The 21,439-nt window shown below is 71.7% G+C and carries 13 protein-coding genes; 8 read left to right on the forward strand and 5 right to left on the reverse strand.

Going from position 1 to position 21,439, the window contains the following annotated elements; all coding sequences use genetic code 11:
* Positions 1 to 11 precede the first annotated feature (11 nt).
* Positions 12 to 1,682, reverse strand: coding sequence for a beta-1,3-glucanase family protein (locus tag ACF08F_RS19900; RefSeq protein WP_392299835.1), 1,671 nt, complete (start codon positions 1,680 to 1,682; stop codon positions 12 to 14).
* Between the two features lie 174 nt (positions 1,683 to 1,856).
* Entirely contained in the window at positions 1,857 to 3,119 is a 1,263-nt protein-coding gene (locus ACF08F_RS19905) for a family 16 glycosylhydrolase (RefSeq protein ID WP_392299836.1), read from the reverse strand.
* Between the two features lie 585 nt (positions 3,120 to 3,704).
* Between ACF08F_RS19905 and ACF08F_RS19910 the strand changes: the two genes are divergently transcribed.
* Complete coding sequence (locus tag ACF08F_RS19910) at positions 3,705 to 5,909, forward strand: AbfB domain-containing protein (protein ID WP_392299837.1); 2,205 nt, start codon at positions 3,705 to 3,707, stop codon at positions 5,907 to 5,909.
* A 97-nt stretch (positions 5,910 to 6,006) separates the two neighbouring features.
* On the opposite strand, the gene ACF08F_RS19915 is transcribed toward ACF08F_RS19910, so the two are convergent.
* Together ACF08F_RS19915 and ACF08F_RS19920 are read right to left on the reverse strand one after the other, a co-directional pair.
* A complete protein-coding gene (locus ACF08F_RS19915; protein ID WP_392299838.1) occupies positions 6,007 to 7,149 on the reverse strand; it encodes a S1 family peptidase in 1,143 nt (380 codons plus the stop codon).
* 230 nt (positions 7,150 to 7,379) lie between these two features.
* Positions 7,380 to 10,676 (reverse strand): LamG-like jellyroll fold domain-containing protein, encoded by a 3,297-nt coding sequence (locus tag ACF08F_RS19920; RefSeq protein ID WP_392299839.1) that lies wholly within the window; start codon positions 10,674 to 10,676, stop codon positions 7,380 to 7,382.
* Between the two features lie 593 nt (positions 10,677 to 11,269).
* On the opposite strand from ACF08F_RS19920, the gene ACF08F_RS19925 reads away from it, so the two are divergent.
* The 7 genes from ACF08F_RS19925 to ACF08F_RS19955 all read left to right on the forward strand — a co-directional run bounded on the left by ACF08F_RS19925 (position 11,270) and on the right by ACF08F_RS19955 (position 20,401).
* A complete protein-coding gene (locus ACF08F_RS19925) occupies positions 11,270 to 12,355 on the forward strand; it encodes an ABC transporter substrate-binding protein (RefSeq protein ID WP_392299840.1) in 1,086 nt (361 codons plus the stop codon).
* Positions 12,356 to 12,927: 572 nt separating this feature from the next.
* Complete coding sequence (locus ACF08F_RS19930) at positions 12,928 to 14,811, forward strand: ATP-binding cassette domain-containing protein (RefSeq protein WP_392299841.1); 1,884 nt, start codon at positions 12,928 to 12,930, stop codon at positions 14,809 to 14,811.
* Complete coding sequence (locus ACF08F_RS19935) at positions 14,808 to 15,782, forward strand: ABC transporter permease (RefSeq protein ID WP_392299842.1); 975 nt, start codon at positions 14,808 to 14,810, stop codon at positions 15,780 to 15,782. Before ACF08F_RS19930 ends, ACF08F_RS19935 begins: the two co-directional genes overlap by 4 nt.
* Positions 15,779 to 16,831, forward strand: coding sequence for an ABC transporter permease (locus tag ACF08F_RS19940; RefSeq protein WP_392299843.1), 1,053 nt, complete (start codon positions 15,779 to 15,781; stop codon positions 16,829 to 16,831). Before ACF08F_RS19935 ends, ACF08F_RS19940 begins: the two co-directional genes overlap by 4 nt.
* 127 nt (positions 16,832 to 16,958) lie before the next feature.
* A complete protein-coding gene (locus ACF08F_RS19945) occupies positions 16,959 to 18,017 on the forward strand; it encodes a LacI family DNA-binding transcriptional regulator (protein ID WP_392299844.1) in 1,059 nt (352 codons plus the stop codon).
* A 280-nt stretch (positions 18,018 to 18,297) separates the two neighbouring features.
* A complete protein-coding gene (locus ACF08F_RS19950; RefSeq protein WP_392299845.1) occupies positions 18,298 to 19,389 on the forward strand; it encodes an aldose epimerase family protein in 1,092 nt (363 codons plus the stop codon).
* Positions 19,390 to 19,525: 136 nt separating this feature from the next.
* Positions 19,526 to 20,401, forward strand: a complete 876-nt coding sequence (locus tag ACF08F_RS19955; protein WP_392299846.1) for a hypothetical protein — start codon at positions 19,526 to 19,528, stop codon at positions 20,399 to 20,401.
* 169 nt (positions 20,402 to 20,570) lie between these two features.
* Here ACF08F_RS19955 and ACF08F_RS19960 read toward each other — a convergent pair whose 3' ends face one another.
* The gene (locus ACF08F_RS19960; RefSeq protein WP_392299847.1) at positions 20,571 to 21,404 is read right to left on the reverse strand and encodes a hypothetical protein; all 834 of its coding nucleotides are present in this window, start codon (positions 21,402 to 21,404) and stop codon (positions 20,571 to 20,573) included.
* Positions 21,405 to 21,439 lie beyond the last annotated feature (35 nt).

Here is a 21,439-nt window from a genome sequence, read left to right on the forward strand (position 1 = left end):
ACGGACACCCGTCAGGCGAAGGTGAACCAGTTGACGTTGACGAAGTCGGCCGGCTGACCGCTGTCGAAGGTCAGGTAGACGTCGTGGGTGCCGGTGGTGCGGCCGATGTCGGCGGGCACGGTACGCCAGGCCTGCCAGCCGCCGGTGTTGGCGACGGCGAAACTGCCGACCGGGGCGGCCGTGGGGCCGCCGAGGCGGACCTGGACCAGTCCGCTGACGCCGGCGGGGGCGCCGGAGGCGACGCGGGCGCTGAACCGGGTGGCGCCGGTGGCGCCGAAGGCGACGGACGAGAACTTGAGCCAGTCGCCGTTGGACAGGTGGCCGACGTCGGAGCCACCGCCGCTGTCGGAGCACCCCTCGACCTGGGCACCCGACTGGGCGTTGAACGCCTCGGCCTGGATGGTGGTGAAGGCGCTGACCCCGCCGCCCGTGGCGGTGGCGGTCGGCGTCGGGCTCGGCGTGCCGCCCCCGCCGGCCACGCCGCCGACGGTGATGGTCCAGCGGCCGGGGCTGCCGGACTGCACCTTGCCCTCGAAGTCGACGCCGGCGGGGTGCACGTCGTCGTACGGGAAGGCGTACCCCAGATGGTCGGGGGTGGTGTTGTGCAGGATGCGGGCGTAGTGGTTGGTGCGGGGCCGGGTGTAGAAGGCGGCCGGGTTCTCGGCGGTGGGCTGGTGCGGGTTGTCCAGCAGGGTGGTGCGGTTGAAAGCGGCGGCGAGTCGTGCGCTGAGGTTGCCCATCAGGTCGTTGCCCGTGGTGAACGGCGCGTCGCTGCAGGAGAAGATCGACAGGGTCGACGGCTTGGCGAAGCTGCCGGCCCCGGGGAACACGAGGGTGTCGCCGTTGACCCGGCCGGTGAGCGTGCCCCAGGTGAACTGGGTGTCGATGCGCAGGTCGGTGGAGCGGTACCTGTTCCACACCTCGTCGACATAGCTGTCGAAGTAGCCTCGGAACAGAGCGTTGTTGCCGCGGATCGCCAGGTTGGGGCTGAGCACGCGAAGGTCGCCGCCCCCGCCCTTGCCGACGATGAGCCTGCTCCAGTCGCTGCCGTCGGCGGCGGACTGGGCGCGCAGGGCCGAGGCGACCCGGGAGAGGCCGTCGGAGGGCAGCCCGCGCACCGTCTGAGTGCCCTGACCGGTCTCCAGCTGGAAGGCGATCGGGAGCGAGACCATGTCGACGAACGTGATGTTCGCGTACAACTGGTCGGCGTTGAAGGTGAACTCGCAGAAGTCGTGGTGGACGTTCACGTTGGGGTCGGTGGGGTTGCTCACCGACGGCAGGGCCAGCCCGCCCCCGCGGTTCATCAGGAAGGTGAGCTTCGCGCCGACGGAGAAGTAGATGCGGCCGCTGTACAGGCGCGGCAGCGTCACCCTTCGCGCGCCGGCGCCGGACGCGTTGAGCGCGATGGCGCAGTCGGCCCCGAGCGGGGTCTGGTCGTTGGCCGGGGCCGGCGGGTGGTACAGGGTGGAGCCGTTGGCCTGGATGAAGGCCCAGTTGCCGCCCGCCGCCGGGTCGCGGCCGAGTACGTAGGCGTACACCGTGTTGTTGCCGGTGGTGTTGACCAGGTCGAGGGGGAGCGTGGGCGTGGTGGCCGCGCCGGCGCCGGTTTCGAGCCAGGCGGCCACGGCGGGGACCGCCACGGCCAGGCCCGCGGTCGCGGCGAGGATCTTTCTGCGGGACATCGTTCGCTGGTGGCGTGCCGTCACGGTGGGGGTCCGTTCTGCGTGAGGTCGGGTGGGAGGTCTGCGTGAGGTCGGGTGGGGGAGCGAGGGGATGCGGGGAGTTCGGGAGGGGAGGAGCGGACGGGAGGGGAGGAGCGGACGGGAGGGGAGGGCCCGTCCGCCGGGTCGGACCGGTCAGCCGAGGGTCCACTTCTGGCCGGCCGCGCCGGTGCACGTCCAGGTCTGGAGCCGGGTTCCGTCGGCCGAGGAGTTGCCCTTGGCGTCCAGGCATTTGTCCGCGCCGACGTTGGTGAGGTCGTGCGCGGCGGTGTACGTCCACTTCTGGGCGTTGGTGCCGTTGCAGGTGTAGAGCTGGACGACCGCGCCGTCCGCGGTGGAGCCACCCGCCACGTCCAGGCACTTCCCGAGGGCGCGGACGGTGCCGTCGTTGCCGACGGTCCACTGCTGGGCGGCGTTTCCGGTGCAGTTGTGCAGCTGGACGGGGGTGCGGTCGGCGCTGGAGGCACCGGCCACGTCGACGCACATGCCGCCGATGCCGCGGATCGGGCGGGCGGCGGGCGCGCTGCCGGAGGAGGAGGCACGGACGTAGTCGACGGTCATCGTCTGCGGGAAGGCCGTGGACCCGTCCGGGCTGCCGGGCCAGTCGCCGCCGACCGCGAGGTTGAGGATGATGAAGAACGGGTGGTCGAAGACCCACTTCTTGCCGCCGGTGTCGGCCGGGGTGAGGGTCTTGTACGTGGTGCCGTCCACCGACCAGACGATGGAGCTGGGGCTCCAGTCGACGGCGAACACATGGAAGTCGTCGGCGAAGGCGCGGCCGCCGGGCAGGCTGTACGCGGCGCCGAGGCCGCCCGCTCCCGAGTAGCCGGGGCCGTGCACCGTGCCGTGCACGGTGTTGGGCTCGCGGCCGATGTTCTCCATGATGTCGATCTCGCCGCTGTTGGGCCAGCCGACGGTGCCGAGGTCGTTGCCGAGCATCCAGAACGCTGGCCAGATGCCCTGGCCACGCGGGATCTTGATGCGGGCCTCGAAGCGGCCGTAGGCCTGGGTGAAGGTCCGGGCCGTGTTCAGCCGGGCCGAGGTGTACTGACACTGTCCGTACCAGCAGCCGAGCCCGGCGTCGGTGTTCTTCCTCGCCGTGATGACCAGATGGCCCTGGCCGTCGAGCGCGGCGTTGGACGTGCTGTTGGTGTAGTACTGCAGCTCGTGGTTGCCGAAGCCCGAACCACCGGTCTCCAGCGTCCACTTGGCGCCGTCGGGGGCGCGGCCGGCCGCGCCGTCGAACTCGTCGGACCAGGTCTGCGCGGCGATCGCGGCATCGGCCCGCGGTGCGACCGATCCGCTGAACGAGATGAGGACGGCCGCGACGAGCACGGCGGCGACGACGAGCACCACGCCGCCGAAGGACCAGCGTCGTGCGCGATGAGCAGCAGCCATGGGCGTGCTCCCTTGTCTGGGGGGTTGGGGAACGAGGGCGACAGAGCGGGGCGAACCCGGGGTCGTCGCACTGAGAGCGCTCTCAGTGCGACGCGAAGCCGTCCGCGGGCAGTGAGTATTACGGAGGGGTAACTGTCATGGCAACGTCAGCGATCTCTCCTTACGCGCCGCTGACCTGGGCTTTTCCCTCCTGTCCTGTGGCTTAATGCTTGCTTAAGGCTGGCTTGAGGGAGTGCGGGGGCGGGTCGGGGTCTCGTCGGTACTCCCGTGAACGGCTCGGTGTGTGTGTACAACGATGTAAGCCCTGTCGGCGGCATCGAAGTCCGAGATGCCCACGTCAAGACGCTGGTACGAACCATCCCGCGCGTGCGGCGGTAATTGTTTGATTTCATGGTTTTCCGCGAGAGATTCCGTTGGGAACTGTCCCGTGTGCGGTTCCCCCCCCACCTCGGCCGATCCGAGGAGCGGGGCATTCGCCCGCTGTCTGAGCCGCTCGCCAACTCCGCACGGAACCAACGGACTTCGACCTACTCGACGGTCGGCGTGTCGGCGGTTCCGGGCGCCGTCCTGCCCAGGAGGAGTTCGATGCGACGCATCGTCGCCTGTCTGGCGGCCCTGTTGGCGATGGCCGGAGGACTCGTCTTCACCGGCACCACCGCCGCCTCCGCCGTCGTCCCGAAGACGCCGCCCCTGACCACCCCGTGGACCTCCCAGGTGTCCACCACGAACCCGCTGCCCGACTACCCGCGCCCCCAGATGACGCGGCCCGACTGGATGTCCCTCAACGGGGAGTGGGAGTTCCTCAACCCGCCCGTCGACGGCGCCGGAAACGTCGACCGCAACGCCGCGCCCCCCGTCGGCCAGACCCTGCCCGAGCGCATCCTCGTCCCGTACCCGGTGGAGTCCGCGCTCTCCGGGATCATGCGCAACGACAACCGCGACCTGATGTTCTACCGCCGCACCTTCACCGTCCCGCAGAACTGGTCCGGCCGACGGGTCCAGCTCCACTTCGGCGCCGTCGACCACGAGGCCACCGTCTGGGTCAACGGCACCCGCGTCACCGGCCACCGCGGCGGCTACGACCGCTTTGAGGTCGACATCACCCCGCAGCTGCGCGCGGGAGCCAACGAACTGATCGTGCGCGTCTACGACCCCACCGACGGGCGCGGCGAGAAGCAGCCCGTCGGCAAGCAGACGAACAACCCGAGCGGCATCTTCTACACGCCCACCTCCGGCATCTGGCAGACCGTCTGGCTGGAACCCACCCCCATGTCGTCGATCTACTCGGTCGACATCCGCGCCGACCTCGCAACGAACACCGCACGCGTCAAGGTCTTCACACGGGGTGACGTCGCCGGTCACAGCGTCCAGGCCGAGGCCCTGAGCGGCGCCCAGGTCGTCGGCACCGCAGTCGGCGGCTTCACCGAGTTCTCGGTACCCGTGCCGAACGCCCGGCGATGGTCGCCCGACGACCCCTTCCTCCACGACCTGCGGGTCACCCTGCGCGATCCGTCGGGCGCCGCCGTGGACACGGTCACCAGCTACTTCGGCATGCGGGAGATCGGCAAGAGACTCGTCAACGGTGTCATGCGACCCACCCTGAACGGCGAGTTCGTCTTCCAGATCGGCACCCTCGACCAGGGCTTCTGGCCCGACGGCCTCTACACCGCGCCCACCGACGCCGCCCTCGCCTCCGACCTGCAGAAGCACAAGGACCTCGGCTTCAACATGGTGCGCAAGCACATCAAGGTCGAGCCCGCCCGCTGGTACTACCACGCCGACCGGCTCGGACTGCTGGTGTGGCAGGACATCCCCTCCACTCCCGCCTTCGACGCCAACCGCACCCCGGCGCAGATCTCCGAGTTCGAGACCGAGGCCCGCGAGATCATCGACGAGCACCGCTTCTCGCCGGCCGTCGTCACCTACGTGCCCTTCAACGAGGGCTGGGGAGAGTGGAACCTCGACGACACCCGACGGATCACCACCGACCTGGAGAACTACGACCCCGGTCGGCTGATGAACTCGCACAGCGGCTACAACTGCTGTGCCTCCAAGGGCGATCCGGGCACCGGCGACATCGTCGACTGGCACGTCTACACCGGCCCCGACGGACCCAGACCCTCCGCCACCCGCGTCTCCGTGCTCGGCGAGTTCGGCGGCATCGGGCTGCGCACACCCGGCCACGAGTACAGCCCCGACGGACGGTTCTTCGCCTACGAGCAGGTGTCCAGCGCCGCGCAGCTCGACGACCGCTACACCGGCATGGTCCGCGACACCCAGCAGCTCATGCTCACCAAGGGCCTGTCCGCGTACGTCTACACCGAGATCACCGACGTCGAGGGCGAGTACAACGGCCTGTTCAGCTACGACCGCAGGGTCCAGAAGGTCGACACCGCCCGACTCCGGGCCGCGCACGGCGCGCTCATCGCCGCCTCCCGCAACCTCAACGCCACGCCGGGCCTCAGTCTCGGCCACGTCCGCTCCTTCCGGGTCACCACCGCCGGCCACACCGACCGCTACCTACGCCACTCCGACTCCCTGGCCCGGACGGACGTGCTGACCGCGGCCTCCGCCGACGGCGCCCGCCAGGACGCCTCGTTCCGCACCGTCACCGGACTCGCCGACCCCCGCTGCCACTCCTTCGAGTCGGTGACCATCCCCGGCGCCTACCTGCGTCACTTCGAGTCCGCGGTGTACATCGCCTCGGGCGCGGGAAGCGGGGGCTTCGACCGCCCCCAGACGCTCGGCGCCGACAGCAGCTGGTCGGTCGAGGCGCCCTGGGCGCCCTGACGCGAACCCCGTCCGGCCCGTGCGGGCCGGACGGGCATCCGTTCCGCGGGTCCTTCCGGGCGGATGTGCCCGGAAGGACCCGTTCGGCGTCACGGACTCAGGCGGTGTGCAGCCGCAGGCCGTACCGGCCGAGGATCTCGTTGATCGGCTGGAACCAGGTCTCGCCGCCGGTGGAGCAGTTGCCCCAGCCGCCGGAGGTGACGCCCTGGGCCTGGTCGCCGCTGAGGAACGAGCCGCCGGAGTCGCCGCCCTCGGCGCAGACGCTGGTCTTGGTCATCTGGTGGACGGCGCCCTGGCTGTAGTTCACCGTCTCGTTCTTGGCCAGGACCGTGCCGCAGCGCCAGTGCGTGGTGGAGCCGGAGCGGCAGATCGAGGAGCCCACCGGGGCCTCGGCCGAACCGCGGACGAGCTGGTCGGGGATGGTGCCCCAGCCGAGCACGACGGGCACGGTCCACCAGCCGCTGTGGATCGAGACGTACGCGTAGTCGTCACCGGGGAACGAGGAGCCCTGGAAGGTGCCCATCGCGGAGCCGTCCCAGCCGCGCACCGCCGCTCCTGCCCGGCCGCAGTGCCCGGCCGTCACGAAGCCCCCGTGCACGGAGAAGCCGATCGAGCAGCGGACGTTGCCGGTGTAGTACGGGTCGCCGCCGACCGTGCCCGCCGCGTAGGTACGGGGTGCCTGCGCCGTCTCGGCGACGGTGACGAGGCCGCCGGCCCGGGCCCGGTCCACGAAGGACCGCACGGCGGGGGTCTGCCGCTCGGAGCGCACGACGTCGACCACGACGCTGTTGCTCTTCGGGTCGACGTGCCAGCCGGCCACTCCGGCGGGTGCGTTCAGCGTGTCCAGGCGGGCCTTGGCGCGGTCCAGTGCCGCCGCGCTGTGCCGGACCAGCCGGGTGTCGGCGCCCAGTGCCCGGACCTCCGCCTCCTCGGTGCGGTCGGTCACGGCGACGACGAGCCGCCCGGTCGCCGCGTCGAACCAGGAACCGCCGTAGGCGGCGCCCGCGCTCCGGCGGGCGGCCTTCTCCACCTCGACGGCGGCCTTCTCGGCGCTGAGCCGCTCCTCCGCCTCGGCCGCGGTGAGCCCGAGGTCCCGGCTCATGGCGTCGAGGAGGCCGGCCGAGGCGGACGGCGCCGCCGCGGGCTCCGGGAGCGGGGCCGCGCCGGCCTGGGCGGCGCCCAGACCGAACGTCAGGAGCACGGCGGCGATGGCGGCGCGCAGGGGGGTGGTGCGTTTCACGGGACCTCCTGGTGTGGGGGGCTGGCCATCCTGAGAGCGCTCTCAGTGAGCGCCGCCGCCACGCTAGCGGGCCGCGCTTGTCAGGTCCATACCAGGTTTCGGCCGTCGCGACGGCGGCCCCGTGGCACCGCCCCCGGGCATGGCGAAGGCCCGGACCGCGGGCCCGTGCCCGCGGTCCGGGGATCCCAGGGCCGCGCGGTGCTCCCGCGCGCGGCCCCGCGGACGTCGCCCTACGGCTTCTCGGCTGTGTGCAGCGCGGCCACCTCCTCGGAGGAAAGCGCCTTGTCGAAGGCGTGCACCCCGTCGACCGAGCCCTTCCAGAAGTCCACGTTCCCGCCGCCCCACTTGGCGCGGCCGACCGCGAACGGACCTGTGCTCACATCGGCCGGACCCGCGGCCGCCGTGGCGGCCAGGATCCCGTCCACGTACAGCCGGATCTCGTTCCTCTCGGCGTCCCGGACGCCCACCAGGTGGTACCAGCGGCCGAGTTCGGGCGTCGTGACGTGGCGGGCGCGGTTGCCGCCCGGGGTGCTGAAGGCGAAGGCGCCCTGGCCGTACTGGAGGTAGAAGGGGTTCTCCTGGCGTCGGCCGTCCTGGCTCACCACGGTCGCGTAGTTGCCCGGCAGGGAGTCCAGCGTCGCCCACGCCGACACGGAGTAGCTCGTCGTGGTGTCGACGACGGGCCCGTCCGTCTGGGCGAAGTGGCCCTGGCCGTCGAACTTCAGCGCACTTCCGCCGACCCCGGCGCTCCAGCCCGTTCCCTCGTTGAGCGTGAGCGTCCGCCCGCTCGGGCCCGCGTCACGGGCGGTCGTGCCCGTGCCTTCGTCCAGGGACCAGGAGGCGCCGCCCTTGACGGGGCCGCGCTGTCCGGCGGCGGCGCCTGCCGCGATGACCTTGAGGTTGATCGCACGGACCCTGGACGGGTCGACCTTGATCTCCCGTCGGTCGTACGTGTAGAGGCCGTTGAGCTCGTTCTCCAGGTCGGAGATCTGGGTGTAGACGGATCCGGACAGCTCGGCGCCCGCCGCCTCCAGGTAGAACTGCTCGGTGTTCTCGACGTACTTGCGGGTGAGCGCCTCCTTGTCGGCCACCCCGCTGTAGATCACCGTGGGGGCACCCGGCCACATGTGGCCCGGGGTGCGCAGGGTGAATCCGCCGTGCTCGCCGTCCAGCGCCGCCCGGTGGTCGGGGTAGGCCGGGTCGGTGTTGTCGTAGTCGTGGTGGTCGACGATGTCGCCCTTGCCGGAGTCACCCTTCGAGTTGCAGCAGTTCACCCCGCTGTGGGCGTTGACGATGCGGGACGGGTCGGCCGCCTTGACCGCCTCGGCGATCCGGCCGGTCTCCTCGCGGTCCCACTCGCCCCAGCCCTCGTTGAAGACCGTCCAGCCGATGACCGACGGGGAGTCGTGGTGCCGGCGCATCATCTCGCGGCCCTGGTCCACGAACGCCTGGTGGCCGGCGTCGTCCTTGAGGTCGCCCGAGACGAAGTCCTGCCAGACCAGCAGTCCCAGCCGGTCCGCGTGGTAGAACCAGCGGTCCGACTCCACCTTGATGTGCTTGCGTACGGCGTTGAAGCCGAGCTTCTTGTGCGCCTCGAGGTCGAAGGCGAGCGCCTCGTCGCTGGGCTGGGTGTAGAGGCCGTCCGGCCAGAATCCCTGGTCCAGCGTGGCCAGCGAGAAGATCGGCTTCCCGTTGAGGACCAGCTTCTGGAAGCCGCCCACCTTCTGGATCGCGATCTCGCGCATGCCGAAGTAGCCGTCGACGCGGTCGATCGACCTGCCGTCGGTCAGACGCACCTCCAGGTCGTACAGGTACGGGTCGTCCGGGCTCCACAGGTGCTGATTCGCGACCGGGAGCCGCAGGGTCCCGGAGGCAGGGCCGGAGATCCGGCCGACGACCTTGCCGCGGGCGTCACGGGCGACGGCCTCCACGCGCGCCCCGGCCGAGGCGCGGGCGGACTCGACCTTCACGGCCAGCGTGCCCGTGTCGATGTCGGGGGTCGTGACGAGGTCGTCGACGGCCACCGGGGCGACGGGCTCCATCCACACCGTCTGCCAGATGCCCGAGGACTGGGTGTAGAAGATGCCGCCCGGGTGGGAGGACTGCTTGCCCGTCGGCTGGTTCGGGCCGCCCGTGTCGGTGACCGCGACCACCACCTCCTGCGGGCCCTTCGCCTTGAGGGCGTCGGTGATGTCGGCGCTGAAGGCGTTGTAGCCGCCCGTGTGCTCGGCCACCCGCTTGCCGTTGACCCAGACGGTGGCCCGGTAGTCGACGGCGCCGAAGTTCAGCATCAGCCGGTTGTGCTTGCCGGCCTTGCCCACCTTCCAGTCCTTGGGCACGTCCACCAGGCGGCGGTAGAACATGTGGTCCTCGTGCCGCTCGATCCCGGACAGCTGGGACTCCACGGGGAAGGGCACCACGATCCTCTCGTCGAGGTCCTTGCCGAAGACCGGCTGTTCACCGGCGTCAGCGCCCGCGAACTGCCAGGGGCCGTTGAGGTTCTTCCACCGGGAGCGCACCTGCTGCGGGCGCGGGTACTCCGGCAGCGGGTTCCTGCGGTCCAGCTTGTCGCCCCACTCGGTGGTCAGCCGGTGCGTGGAGGCGTTGGCGGCCGAGCGGAGGATCCGGGGGACGGTCTCGTCCCCGTTCCTCAGGCCGCCGGCGCCGTCGTAGTCGACGCGTACCTGCTGGCCCTTCTGGACGGCCTCGGCCAGTTCGACGACCGCGGTGTTCGGGTCGTCGCCGGCCACGGTGACCGAGCGGATCGGCATGGGCGTGGTGTCCGCCTCCACCGTGAGGTGCTCGGCCACCGACGCCAGGCCGCCGACCGGGTGGTCGAACCGCAGGCGCAGCTGCCGTCCGCTCGCCGGGACCGTCGGCTCGACCGGGTAGACCTGGAAGTCGGTGGGCGGGGTGAAGGCGGACTCGGGGACCAGCTGCTTGGCCAGGGTCGGGGTCGACCAACGCAGGAACATGTTGGCCCCGCCGACGTCCTGGAACATCTCCAGCCGGAAGTCGTGCTTCTCGCCGGCCGTGAGCCGGACCGGGGCGCTGGTCTGCTCGCGGTCCCAGTCCGGCACCCAGTGGTCGATCACGGGCTTGCCGTCGACGAACAGCCGGAAGCCGTTGTCCCCGATGCCGTGGAAGGTGTAGTCGCCGGTGACCGGCGCCTCGATCCGCCCGGTCCAGCGGGCGGTGGTGTGCTCGGCCCGTCCGGTCAGCGACTGGAAGGTGCCGGTGAGGCCGGAGAAGTTGATCTGCGGGTCGAGGGAGGTGCCGCCCAGCTTGTCGAAGTCCCGGGCACCGGGCGCCGACATGCTGAAGTACTCGCCCTTGAGGCCGTGCACTTCGACGGCTGCGTCCCGGGCGGAGGCGGGGGAGGAGACGTGGGAGTCGGCGGGGGAGGAGGCGGCGCCCGGCTGGGCGGCCGAGGCGGTCGGGGTCAGGGCGCCGACGGGCAGCACCAGGGCGGCGGCGGTCAGCAGCGCCCATATTCCGGTTCGAGGGCGGGTGTTTCGTCGTGTCATCGAATCTTTCCTCTTGGAGAGGGGATCGGAGCGGCCGGACCTCGGGAACACACGTCGGCGGAAGTGCCCCTGCGGAGTGCCGTGTCCACCTCGGGGGCAGGGGTGCCCGGCGGTTGCCGCACAGTCGCGACGGCAGGCGGAGGCCGGCGCCGAACGAGCCGCCCGGACATCCCCACGGCGGTGCCGTGAGGGGCGGGCGGGCTGTCATTTCAACGTTGGAAAACTCTGTGCAGCGGAATGACAGCACGCGCCGCGGAGGCTGTCCAGACCCCGCGCACCCTTCGCCCGACCCGCCGTCAACTCCCGTGCCGTAACGGCGGATGCGATCGGTCGAAGCATTCCGGAAACGTCGCCCCGGCCTCTTGCAGAGCCCGTCGAGGCGCGGTTATAACGTTGTAAAGCCGGAGTCGCCGCCCCCTCGGGAAGCTGCTCCGAGCCCGTGTCCGCCCAGCTCATGGGCATGATCCGGGCTGAACGAGGCTGCGCACCACAGGGTCTGCCGTCCCATCACGGCGGACCGGCTCCGCTTCCCTGCTCTGAGCGACCGCACGCCACTCGGCGGTGCTGTCCCCCCGCCAAGGAGTGTCCTCCCGATGATCCTTCCGCAGAGATACCGCACGCTCTCCGTCGCCTGCATCGTCGCCGCCACCGCCACGCTCGCCCTCTCCGGCTGCGCCAAGTCGGAGACCACGGACAACGCGGGCGGCGACAGCAGCCAGGGCGCCCAGACCGTCCAGACGCCCACCGCGTCCGCCGGCCCGGGCTGCACCCTCACCACCTACGGCGCCCCGAAGCTCGACCTCAAGAACGCGGTCGTCGGCTTCTCCCAGTCGGAGAAGGAGGCCAACCCGTTCCGCATCGCCGAGACCCAGTCCATCAAGGACGAAGCCGCCAGGATCGGCGTCAAGAAGCTCCTCACCACCAACGCCCAGTCGCAGCTGCCCAAGCAGATCAGCGACATCCAGGACATGCTCGCCCAGGGCGCGCAGTTCCTCATCGTCGCCCCGCTCAACTCCGACGGCCTCGAACCCGCCTTCCAGGCCGCAGCCGCCAAGAAGGTCCCCGTCCTCACCATCGACCGCAAGGTCAACGCCACCGCCTGCAAGGACTACCTGGCCTTCCTCGGCTCCGACTTCGTCGAGCAGGGCAAGCGCGCCGCCGACGCGATGGTCAAGGCCACCGACGGCAAGGGCAAGGTCGCCATCCTGCTCGGCTCCTCCGGCAACAGCGTCACCACGGACCGCACGAAGGGCTTCGTCGACCAGGTCAAGGCGACCGCACCGGGCCTGGAGATCGTCGCCCAGCAGACCGGCGAGTTCGCCCGCGACAAGGGCCAGCAGGTCATGGAGCAGCTCATCCAGTCCAAGCCCGACATCACCGCCGTGTACGCCGAGAACGACGAGATGGCCCTCGGCGCCGTCACCGCCCTCAAGGCGGCCGGAAAGGCCCCCGGCAAGGACGTCAAGATCGTCTCCATCGACGGTACCCGCAACGCCGTACAGGCCCTGGCCAACGGCGAGTTGAACGCCGTCATCGAGTCCAACCCGCGCTTCGGCCCGCTCGCCTTCGCCACCGCGCAGAAGTTCTACTCCGGCGAGGGCATTCCCGAGGACGTCATCATCTCGGACCGCTCCTACGACCCGACCAACGCCAAGTCGTCCCTCGGCGGAGCGTACTGACCCACGGCCGGCCCGATCCGGCTCCGTGATCCCGTCGGGAACCACGGGACCGGCAGGGAAGGCCACCCGGGCCCGGCCGGTCACCACGGACAGGCCGGGGCGGGACCGCCGTCACCGGCGGGAACCGCGGTTCGTCCGGTCGGCCGCCCCGTCCCTGGCGGCCGACCGTACGGCTCAGACGGGCGTCCGGCCCCGCGCCCGGCTCGCACGGCCCCGTCAGGTACGCGGCGTTCGCGGCCGACCGGTACGGCTCCGGTGGGCGTCCGGGCTCGCCCCTGACGCGCACCGCCGTCGGCGGGTGTGCGGGCTCGCGCCCCACCGGTACGGCCTCCGCAGGTGTCCGGGACACGTGCCCGACCGCTGCGGCTCCGGTACGTGCCCGGCCCCGGTGTCGAGTCCCGTCCGGGTCCGCTCCGGCCGCAGGCGGCCTCCGTACGGCGTCCTGCCGGGTGTCCACCCGGCCCCGAGCCCAGTCGGTCCGGGTCCGCCCGGCACCCGCCCCGGGCCGCCCTCCCCGCTCCCTCTCTCCACGCTCTCCTCTCTCCACGTTCCCTCTCCGGAAGGCCACGTTCATGGCACCCCCCGAAGCGGCGCCGCCCGAGGCCGCGCCGACCGCGACGAGCGGCACCCCGCCCTCGGCCGCGCCGACGGTGCTCGAGGCACGCGGCGTCGGGAAACGCTTTCCCGGCGTGGTCGCGCTCGACGACGTCACGTTCACCCTTCGTGCCGGCGAGACCCATGCGCTCGTCGGCGAGAACGGCGCGGGCAAGTCCACCCTCATCAAGGTGCTCACCGGCGTGCACCGCCCGGACAGCGGCGAACTGCTGCTGTCGGGACGACCAGTGCGGTTCGCCCGTCCCTCCGAGGCGCAGACCGCCGGCATCTCCACCATCTACCAGGAGGTGAACCTGGTCCCGCTGATGAGCGTGGCCCGGAACATCTTCCTCGGCCGCGAGCCCAAGAACCGCTTCGGGCTCATCGACTTCCCGCGCATGCACGCCGAGGCCGCGGCGCTCCTCGGCGGCTTCGGCGTGACCGTCGACCCCCGCCGCCCCCTGGGCACCCTCGGCATCGGCACCCAGCAGATGGTCGCCCTCGCGCGGGCCGTCTCCGTCGAGGCCCACGTCGTCGTGATGGACGAGCCCACCTCGTCCCTCGAACCGCGCGAGGTCGAGACGCTCTTCCGGGTCATCGAGGACCTCCGCCGCCGGAACATCGCCGTCGTGTACGTGAGCCACCGCATGGACGAGCTCTACCGGATCTGCGACCGGGTCACCGTGCTCCGCGACGGCCGCCACATCCACACCGGCCCGCTCGCCGGACTCGACCGCATGGGGCTCGTGTCCATGATGCTGGGCCGCGAGATCTCCGAGGTCCGCCGGCACGGCCTGACCAGCTTCGGCTCCGCGTGCCACGACGTCGCCCGCGAGCCCGTCCTGACCGCCGCCGGCCTGGTCCGCCGCCATCAGCTCGACGACGTCTCGCTGGAGCTGTACCCCGGCGAGGTGCTCGGCCTCGGCGGCCTGCTCGGCTCCGGCCGGAGCGAGACCGCCAAGGCGCTGGCCGGCGCCCTCTCCCTCGACGCGGGCGAGGTCCGCGTCGGCGGCGCCCCGCTGGGCCGCTCGTCCTCCGCCGGCGCCATCCGCGCCGGGATCAGCCTGCTCCCCGAGGACCGCAAGGCCGAGGGCATCGTCCCGGGCCTGTCGGTCCGCGAGAACATCGTCCTCGCCGCCCTGCCCCGGCTCTCCCGCGCGGGCATCGTCTCGCGCGCGCGGCAGGACCGCGTCGTCGACGTCTTCATGAAACGACTGCGCATCAAGGCGTCGAGCCCGGAGCAGAAGGTCGGCGAACTGTCCGGCGGCAACCAGCAGAAGGTGCTCCTCGCGCGCTGGCTCTGTCTCGAACCGAAGGTCCTCCTTCTCGACGAACCCACCCGCGGCATCGACGTCGGGGCCAAGGCCGAGGTCCAGGCCCTCATCGACGAGCTCGCCCGGGAGGGCCTCGCGGTCCTGCTCATCTCCTCGGACATCGAGGAGCTCGTCGAGGGCGCCGACCGGATCGTCGTCCTCAGGAGCGGCGCCACCGCGGGTGAACTCGTCGGCGAGAACGTCTCCGAGGACGCCCTCCTCGCGGCCCTGGCCGACCACACCGCGCCGACCGGCGCCGCCACGGAGCCCGCCGGCTCGCCGCAGCCTCCCGGCACGGCGCACCTCGGCGAACCGGCGACCCCCACCGACCCCGACGCCCCGGCCACCGGAGCCGTACCGCTCTCCGACCCGGTGGCGTCCGACCCCGAGCCCGTGCGGTCCGACCCCGCATCCGACCGCGCGACCGGCGCCCCCGGGGCCGTACCCCCGACCAAGCCCGCCGGGCCCGGCTCCCCGCCGGACGCGGCGCCCTCGACCCGTGCAGCGCACCAGGCTCCGGCCCCGGCCGCCGAGGAGGACCCCCGATGACCACCCAGGCCGCCGCGGCGCCCGTCCGCGGCACCGCGGCCCGGCGGAACACGACCGCGTGGTTCCAGGAGTACGGCGTCTACGCCGCCGTGGCCGCGCTGCTGCTCTTCAACGCCTTCTTCACCGAGCACTTCCTCACGGTCGACAACCTCCGCACCCAGCTGATCCAGGTCGCCCCGATCGTCATCGTGGCGCTCGGCATGGCCCTGGTGATCGGGACCGAGGGCGTCGACCTGTCCGTGGGCTCCGCCATGGCACTCGCCACGGCGCTGCTGCCCCTCTACCTCGGCTACGGACTCGTGCCCGCCCTGCTCGTCGCCCTGCTCGCCGGAGCCGTCGTCGGCCTCGTCAACGGCACCCTGGTCTCGGTGGTGGGGCTGCAACCCATCGTGGCGACCCTCGCCCTGTTCGTCGGCGGCCGCGGCATCGCGCTCGTCCTGGCCGACGGGCAGCTCAAGCAGATCGTCAACCCGGACCTGCTGGCCCTGGGCACCGGGAGCCTCCTGGGCATCCCCCTGGTCGTCCTGATCGCCGGGATCCTGGCGCTCGCCGTCGCCTTCCTCGTCCACCGCACCACGTTCGGGCGCCAGGTCGTCGCCATCGGCGGCAACCGCAAGGCCGCCGCCCTGGCCGGCCTGCCGGTGAAGCGCGTACTCACCGTCGTGTACGTCCTCTGCGGCGTGCTCGCCGCCCTCGCCGGCATCCTGGCCACCGCACGCCTCACCGCCAGCGACCCGTCCTCCCTCGGCACCCTGATGGAACTCTCCGCCATCACCGCCGTCGTGGTGGGCGGCACCCCGCTGAGCGGCGGCTCCGTCCGCGTGCTCGGCACCCTGGCGGGCGCCCTCCTCATGCAGCTGCTGCGCGCCACCCTGGTCAAGCACGACCTGCCCGACTCCACCGCCCAGATCGCCCAGGCGGCCATCATCATCGCCGCCGTCTACGTCGCACGGGAGCGCCGATCCCGATGAACCCCACCACCTCCCTCACCGCCCCGGGGACCGGCGTCAAGGGCTCCGTACCCGGGGGCAAGGCCGACACGGACCGCCCCGCGAGCGGCCTCACCCCGGCGGAACGCCTCCTCTCCCTGGTCCAGCGCCAAGGGGTCCTGGCCGTCCTGCTGCTCGTCGTGCTCATCGCCTCCTTCGCGTACCCGACCTTCGCCACCCTCGACAACGCCCGCGGGGTACTCGTCCAGGCGTCGTTCCTCTCCATCGTGGCGCTCGGCATGACCCTGGTGATCATCACCGGCGGCATCGACCTGTCCGTCGGCTCCGTCTTCGCCCTCGGCGGCGTCCTCGCCGCCTGGGCCTCGCAATGGGGCCTGCTCCCGGCGCTGCTCGTGCCGCTCCTGGTCTGCGGGGCGATCGGCACACTGAACGGCCTGCTCATCGCCCGGGCCGGCATGGCGCCCTTCATCGTCACCCTGGCCTCCCTGCTCGGCGCACGCGGACTGCTGCTCGCCATCACCGACGAGGGCGCGACCACCTACCTCGTGCCGAAGGGCTCGGCCTTCGCCGAGCTGGGCCAGGGCGGCATCGGCGGCTTCGGCTACCCGATCCTCGTCGCCCTCGCCCTCTTCGGCCTCGGCGGCCTGGTCCTGCAACGCACCTCCTTCGGCCAGACGCTCTTCGCCGTCGGCGGCAGCGGCGACGCCGCGACCCTCATGGGACTCCCCGTCGCCCGCGCCAAGGTGACCGTCTACGTCCTGAGCGGCCTCCTCGCGGGCTTCGCGGGGGCGCTCAACGCCGCCCGGCTCTCCTCAGGCGTCACCATCATCGGCACCGGCATGGAGCTCGACGCCATCGCCGCCGTCGTCATCGGCGGAACTCTGCTGGTCGGAGGCGCAGGCTCGGTCAGCGGCACGCTCTGGGGCGTTCTGCTGCTCGCCGTCATCCAGAACCTGATCAACCAGATCGGCTCGCTGAACTCCTCCTACCAATCGGTGGTCAGCGGAGGATTCCTGATCCTCGTCGTCGTCGCGCAGAGGTACGTTTCACGCAGCAGAAGGACGCTCTGACGCCGGAACCACCCCAACCGGCCCCCGTGACCCGGGGCCAGGAGCGCGCCCGACCCCACCGGGGACGGGCCGTACCGGCCCCGGACCACCGGTGGCCGACCGTTCAGAGCCGAACCAGAGGAGTTCCGTGGGCGTCAGCCTCAAGGACGTCGCGCAGCGGGCCGGCGTCTCCATCAAGACCGTGTCCAACGTGGTCAACAACTATCCCCACGTCACCCCGCAGATGCGCGCCAAGGTGCAGCAGGCCATCGACGAGCTCGGCTACCGGCCGAACCTCACGGCCCGCCACCTCCGCAAGGGCCGCACCGGCATCATCGCCTTCGCCGTTCCCGAACTCGGCAACCCCTACTTCGCGGAACTCGCCGGAGCCGTCATCGACGCGGCCGCCCAGCACGACTACACCGTGCTCGTCGACCACACCGCCGGACTCCGCGAGCGCGAGCTGCTCGTGTGCCAGGAGTTCCGCTCCCACGTCATCGACGGGCTGATCCTCAGCCCCATCCATCTGGAGAACGACGACCTCCTCGCCCGCCAGGAGACCTCGCCGCTCGTTCTGCTCGGCGAGCGCGAGTACGAGGCGCCGTACGACCAGATCGCCATCGACAACGTGGCCGCCGCCCGCACTGCGGTCCGCCACCTCCTCGACCTCGGCCGCCGGCGCATCGCCTTCCTCGGCTCCCGCACCGGCCGCGAACGCCAGCCCGCCCACCTCCGCCTGCGTGGCTGGCGAGAGGAGCTCACCGCGGCCGGCCTCGCACCCGACGAGTCCCTGGTCGTCGCCACCGACGGTTACGGCCGAAGCGACGGCGCCGCCGCCATGGCCGCCCTCCTCGACCGCGGCAGCGCCCCCGACGCCGTCTTCGCGTACAACGACCTCATCGCCCTCGGCGCCCTCCGCACCCTCACCGAACGAGGCCTTCGGGTCCCCGAGGACATCGCCGTCGTCGGCTTCGACGACATCGAGGAGAGCCGCTACGGCGCCACCACCCTCACCACGGTCGCCCCCGACAAACCGGCCATCGCCCGGCACGCCGTCGACCGTCTCGTCGAACGCCTCACCGGCGGCCCCGTCTCCGAACCCCGGCGCATCAGACCCGGATACCGGCTCGTCGTACGGGAGTCGACCGGCGCCGCACCCACCCCCGCCGCCGGACAGGAGCGGCCCACGTCGGAAGCCGGCGACTGACGCACGACCAGGCCGCACGTACCCACGGGGGCAGGGGCGAGGGTCCGCGACCAGGCCCACCTACCCACGACGGCCGGGGCGACGGTCCGCGACCAGGCCGCCTGCCGACGTCGGCCGGGGCGAGGCCCGCGACAGGCCGCCTGCCCACGACGGCCGGGGCCCGGCCCGCCTCAGGCGCGCACGCCCCGGCGGCGGCCGGCAGCAGCCACGGAGAAACACTGCCCGGCGCCGATACCCATCCCATTTCGGCCTCCCCGCCCACTCGTGACGAGGACACCCCATGCCCCGACCCACCATCCACAGCAGGCCGTTCGGCACCACCCCGACGGGGGAGGAGGTCACCCTCTGGCGACTCGAATCCCCCTCCGGCACGTACGCGGAGATCCTCACGTACGGCGGGATCCTCCACGCCCTCGGCGTCCCCAACGCCACCGGCCGCACCGAGAACGTGGTCCTGTCGCTGCCGTCCCTCGACCAGTACGCGGAGAAGGGCCCCTACCTCGGCGCACTGATCGGCCGCTACGCCAACCGCATCGCCCACGGGCGCTTCACCCTCGACGGCACACCCCACGCCGTACCGGTCAACGACCGGGGCCACGCCCTCCACGGCGGCCCTGCTGGCTTCGACGCCCGGGTGTGGGAAGCGGCCCCGCACACCGAGGACGACACCGTGGAGCTCCGGCTCCGCCTCCACAGCCCCCACGGCGACATGGGCTTCCCCGGGGCTCTCGACGTCACGGCCACCTACTCGCTCGACGCCCACGGCACCCTCGCCCTCGACTGCACCGCCACCACCGACCGCCCCACCGTCTTCAGCCTCAGCAACCACGCGTACTTCAACCTGGCCGCGGACGGCGGCAACATCCTCGACCACACCCTCCAGGTCGACGGCGACACCTACCTCCCCGTCGACGCGACCGGCATCCCCCTGGGCCCGATCACTTCGGTGGCCGGTACGCCGTTCGACCTCACCGCGCCCCGCACCCTGCGCACCGGCGTCCTCGCCGACGACGACCAGATCCGCGGCGCCCAGGGCTACGACCACTGCTGGGTCCTGGCCTCCGACGAATCCGCGGCTCCGCGCCGAGCGGCCCGTCTGACCACCCCGGACGGTGCCAGAACCATGGAGGTCTGGACGACCGCCCCCGGCCTCCAGGTCTACACGGCCAACCACCTTGACGGCACCCTCACCGGCCCGACCGGCCACCCCCTGGGCCGGCACGGAGCCGTCTGCCTGGAGACCCAGCACCTCCCCGACGCGCCCAACCGCCCCGCCTACCCGAGCGCCGTACTCCGCCCCGGGACGACCGGCCACCGCCGTACGGAATTCCGCTTCCCCCGTCCGGCGGTCCGGACTCCGGCGGCCGACTGACATCCGTCTCACCCCTTCGGGAACCACGGCGAGGGCGTACGGGTCTGGTACTGGCAGAGGGGTCGATCGCTCAACTGTGCGGTCGAGGGGCGGCCCTCTGGTACGGCCGGGGACCACACCGAGACGGGGGCGACAGGTGGACTGGTGGCTGACCGACAGCGAGGGGATCGTGGCCTCCTGGCTGCTGATCTTCGCGCTGTGCAACGGACTGCGTGGGATGTACTGCTGGTTCCGCGACCGGGACGAGCGGCGCGTGGTCGAGCGCCTCCTCGCCTTCAAGCCCCATCCCGTACAGGCCTCGTTCCTGCTCGGCGGAATGAGCGAGGCCGCCGAGACCGCGGTCTGCATGCTCGTCGACGACGGCGCCGTGAAGGTGTCCTCCACGGGCGGGCTTCGCCCCTCCCACCGCGGGAGGAAGCAGACGGACCATGCCCTCCGCGCCCTGGCGGAGGCGATCCGCGCCACGCCGTCGGGGACGACCACCCCACTGCACGAGATCTCCACCGAAGCCCGCTTCGCCCCGTTCCGGCAACTCGTCGAACGCCGGGCACCTGCAGTGCACTTGACCGCCTCGGGCAAGAGCCAGTCCCTCATGCTCGCGACCTCGATGCTGACCACGTTCGGCATGGGCGTCCACGCCGGCGGAGCCATCGCCCCCACGGCCTTCTTCCCCGAAACCCACCGCATGTCCTGGCTCTACGTGTGCATGGCCGCCTGGCTGGTCCAATGGACCCTGGCATGCCTCTGGCCGTCCGAGAAACGATGCCGCTGGAAGGCCCTCGACACCGTCTGCCGGGACGAGACCGAGATGGCCCGCGCGGCCCTCCCCGACTCGATCCGCCAGGCGATCGTCCGCACCAAGGAACGCCCGAAGCCACCACCCCCGCCCCCACAGCCCACCCGGCACCGCAGCCGCAGCAACAGCGGTGACACACGCGGCGCCGGTACCGACGTCGACTCGTGCAGCAGCGACAGCAGTTGCGGTGGTTGTGGCGGGTGCGGGGGAGAGTGAACCCGTCGGACCCCGCGGCCTGTCGCGGACCTGATGGCGCGGGACTCGGGCACGAGCTTCGACTCGGCACCGGAGAAGCCGCGCCGGCCCCCAGATTCTGCGGCTGGAAAAGCGCCCCTGCCGACACTACAGATGCCGGCAGGGGCCCCTTTCGCAATCCGCCTGGGGGTCAGCGGTCCGGGTTGATGCCGTTCGAGACGGACTTCACGCGGGCGATCTGGACCTTCGCCGCGTACTCCACGTTGCCGAGCTCGGTGTTGCTCGCGTGGAGGTGCGCTACGACGGCGCCGATGCGCATGACGACCTCGAAGCTGTCGCCGTCCTGCATCGCCTGGGTCTCGTCTGCGCCGGCGTCCACGGTCGCCGGCTTCGCCGGCTCGCCGTACTCTGCGCTCTCCTTGCGTTCGTGCTCCGCCAGGTTCTTCATCGTGGTGGACGCGTCCTTCGCCGTGGCGAAGGTGAAGAGCGTGAACTCCACTCGCGCCTCGTCGGCGGAGCCCCGGGCCTCCATGTCCCTGTTCCCGATCGCCTGAATCCCGGCACACGGCGACTTCGTCAGCTCGGGGCAGCCCTTGACCACTTCGTCGCCCTGGACCACGACGGGATCACCGCCGACCATGACGTCGCCGACGCTGCCGTCGGACGGCAGCGCGTAGTACAGGCCCGTCGCGTCTACCCAGACCGGCGGGAAGTGCGGTGTCACGCCCTTGCCGTCGGCGGGTGCCGACGACTCTCCCCCTCCCTTGGCGGGAGACTTCGCCGTCGCCTCTCCCGTGGTCGGGCTGCCTTTCGCCGTGCCTTCCGCCGTCGTGCTCCCGTCCTTGCACCCGGTCAGGGCAAGCGCCATGACCGCCGCGACGGCGGCCCCCCGTATTACTACCTTCACCTGGACTCCTCCGATGCCCTGATCGTGCCCGGAGACGGCCGGAACATGATCGAATTCATTGACCTGCGTACCCAACCCCATCGGCCGTCGACCGGCCAAATCCGTCGGCAGCTTCACACAGTCGCGACTCCGGGCAGTGGCCTTGTCCGGCC

Origin of the sequence: Streptomyces sp. NPDC015130 (assembly GCF_043080005.1) — a bacterium.
Lineage (GTDB): Bacteria > Actinomycetota > Actinomycetes > Streptomycetales > Streptomycetaceae > Streptomyces.

What these genes read in the sequence shown, in the direction of transcription:
- ACF08F_RS19900 (WP_392299835.1), bottom strand. Translation starts at nt 1,682, where the DNA reads ATGTCCCGCAGAAAGATCCTCGCCGCGACCGCGGGCCTGGCCGTGGCG.
- ACF08F_RS19905 (WP_392299836.1), bottom strand. Translation starts at nt 3,119, where the DNA reads ATGGCTGCTGCTCATCGCGCACGACGCTGGTCCTTCGGCGGCGTGGTG.
- ACF08F_RS19910 (WP_392299837.1), top strand. Translation starts at nt 3,705, where the DNA reads ATGCGACGCATCGTCGCCTGTCTGGCGGCCCTGTTGGCGATGGCCGGA.
- ACF08F_RS19920 (WP_392299839.1), bottom strand. Translation starts at nt 10,676, where the DNA reads ATGACACGACGAAACACCCGCCCTCGAACCGGAATATGGGCGCTGCTG.
- ACF08F_RS19925 (WP_392299840.1), top strand. Translation starts at nt 11,270, where the DNA reads ATGATCCTTCCGCAGAGATACCGCACGCTCTCCGTCGCCTGCATCGTC.
- ACF08F_RS19930 (WP_392299841.1), top strand. Translation starts at nt 12,928, where the DNA reads ATGGCACCCCCCGAAGCGGCGCCGCCCGAGGCCGCGCCGACCGCGACG.
- ACF08F_RS19935 (WP_392299842.1), top strand. Translation starts at nt 14,808, where the DNA reads ATGACCACCCAGGCCGCCGCGGCGCCCGTCCGCGGCACCGCGGCCCGG.
- ACF08F_RS19940 (WP_392299843.1), top strand. Translation starts at nt 15,779, where the DNA reads ATGAACCCCACCACCTCCCTCACCGCCCCGGGGACCGGCGTCAAGGGC.
- ACF08F_RS19950 (WP_392299845.1), top strand. Translation starts at nt 18,298, where the DNA reads ATGCCCCGACCCACCATCCACAGCAGGCCGTTCGGCACCACCCCGACG.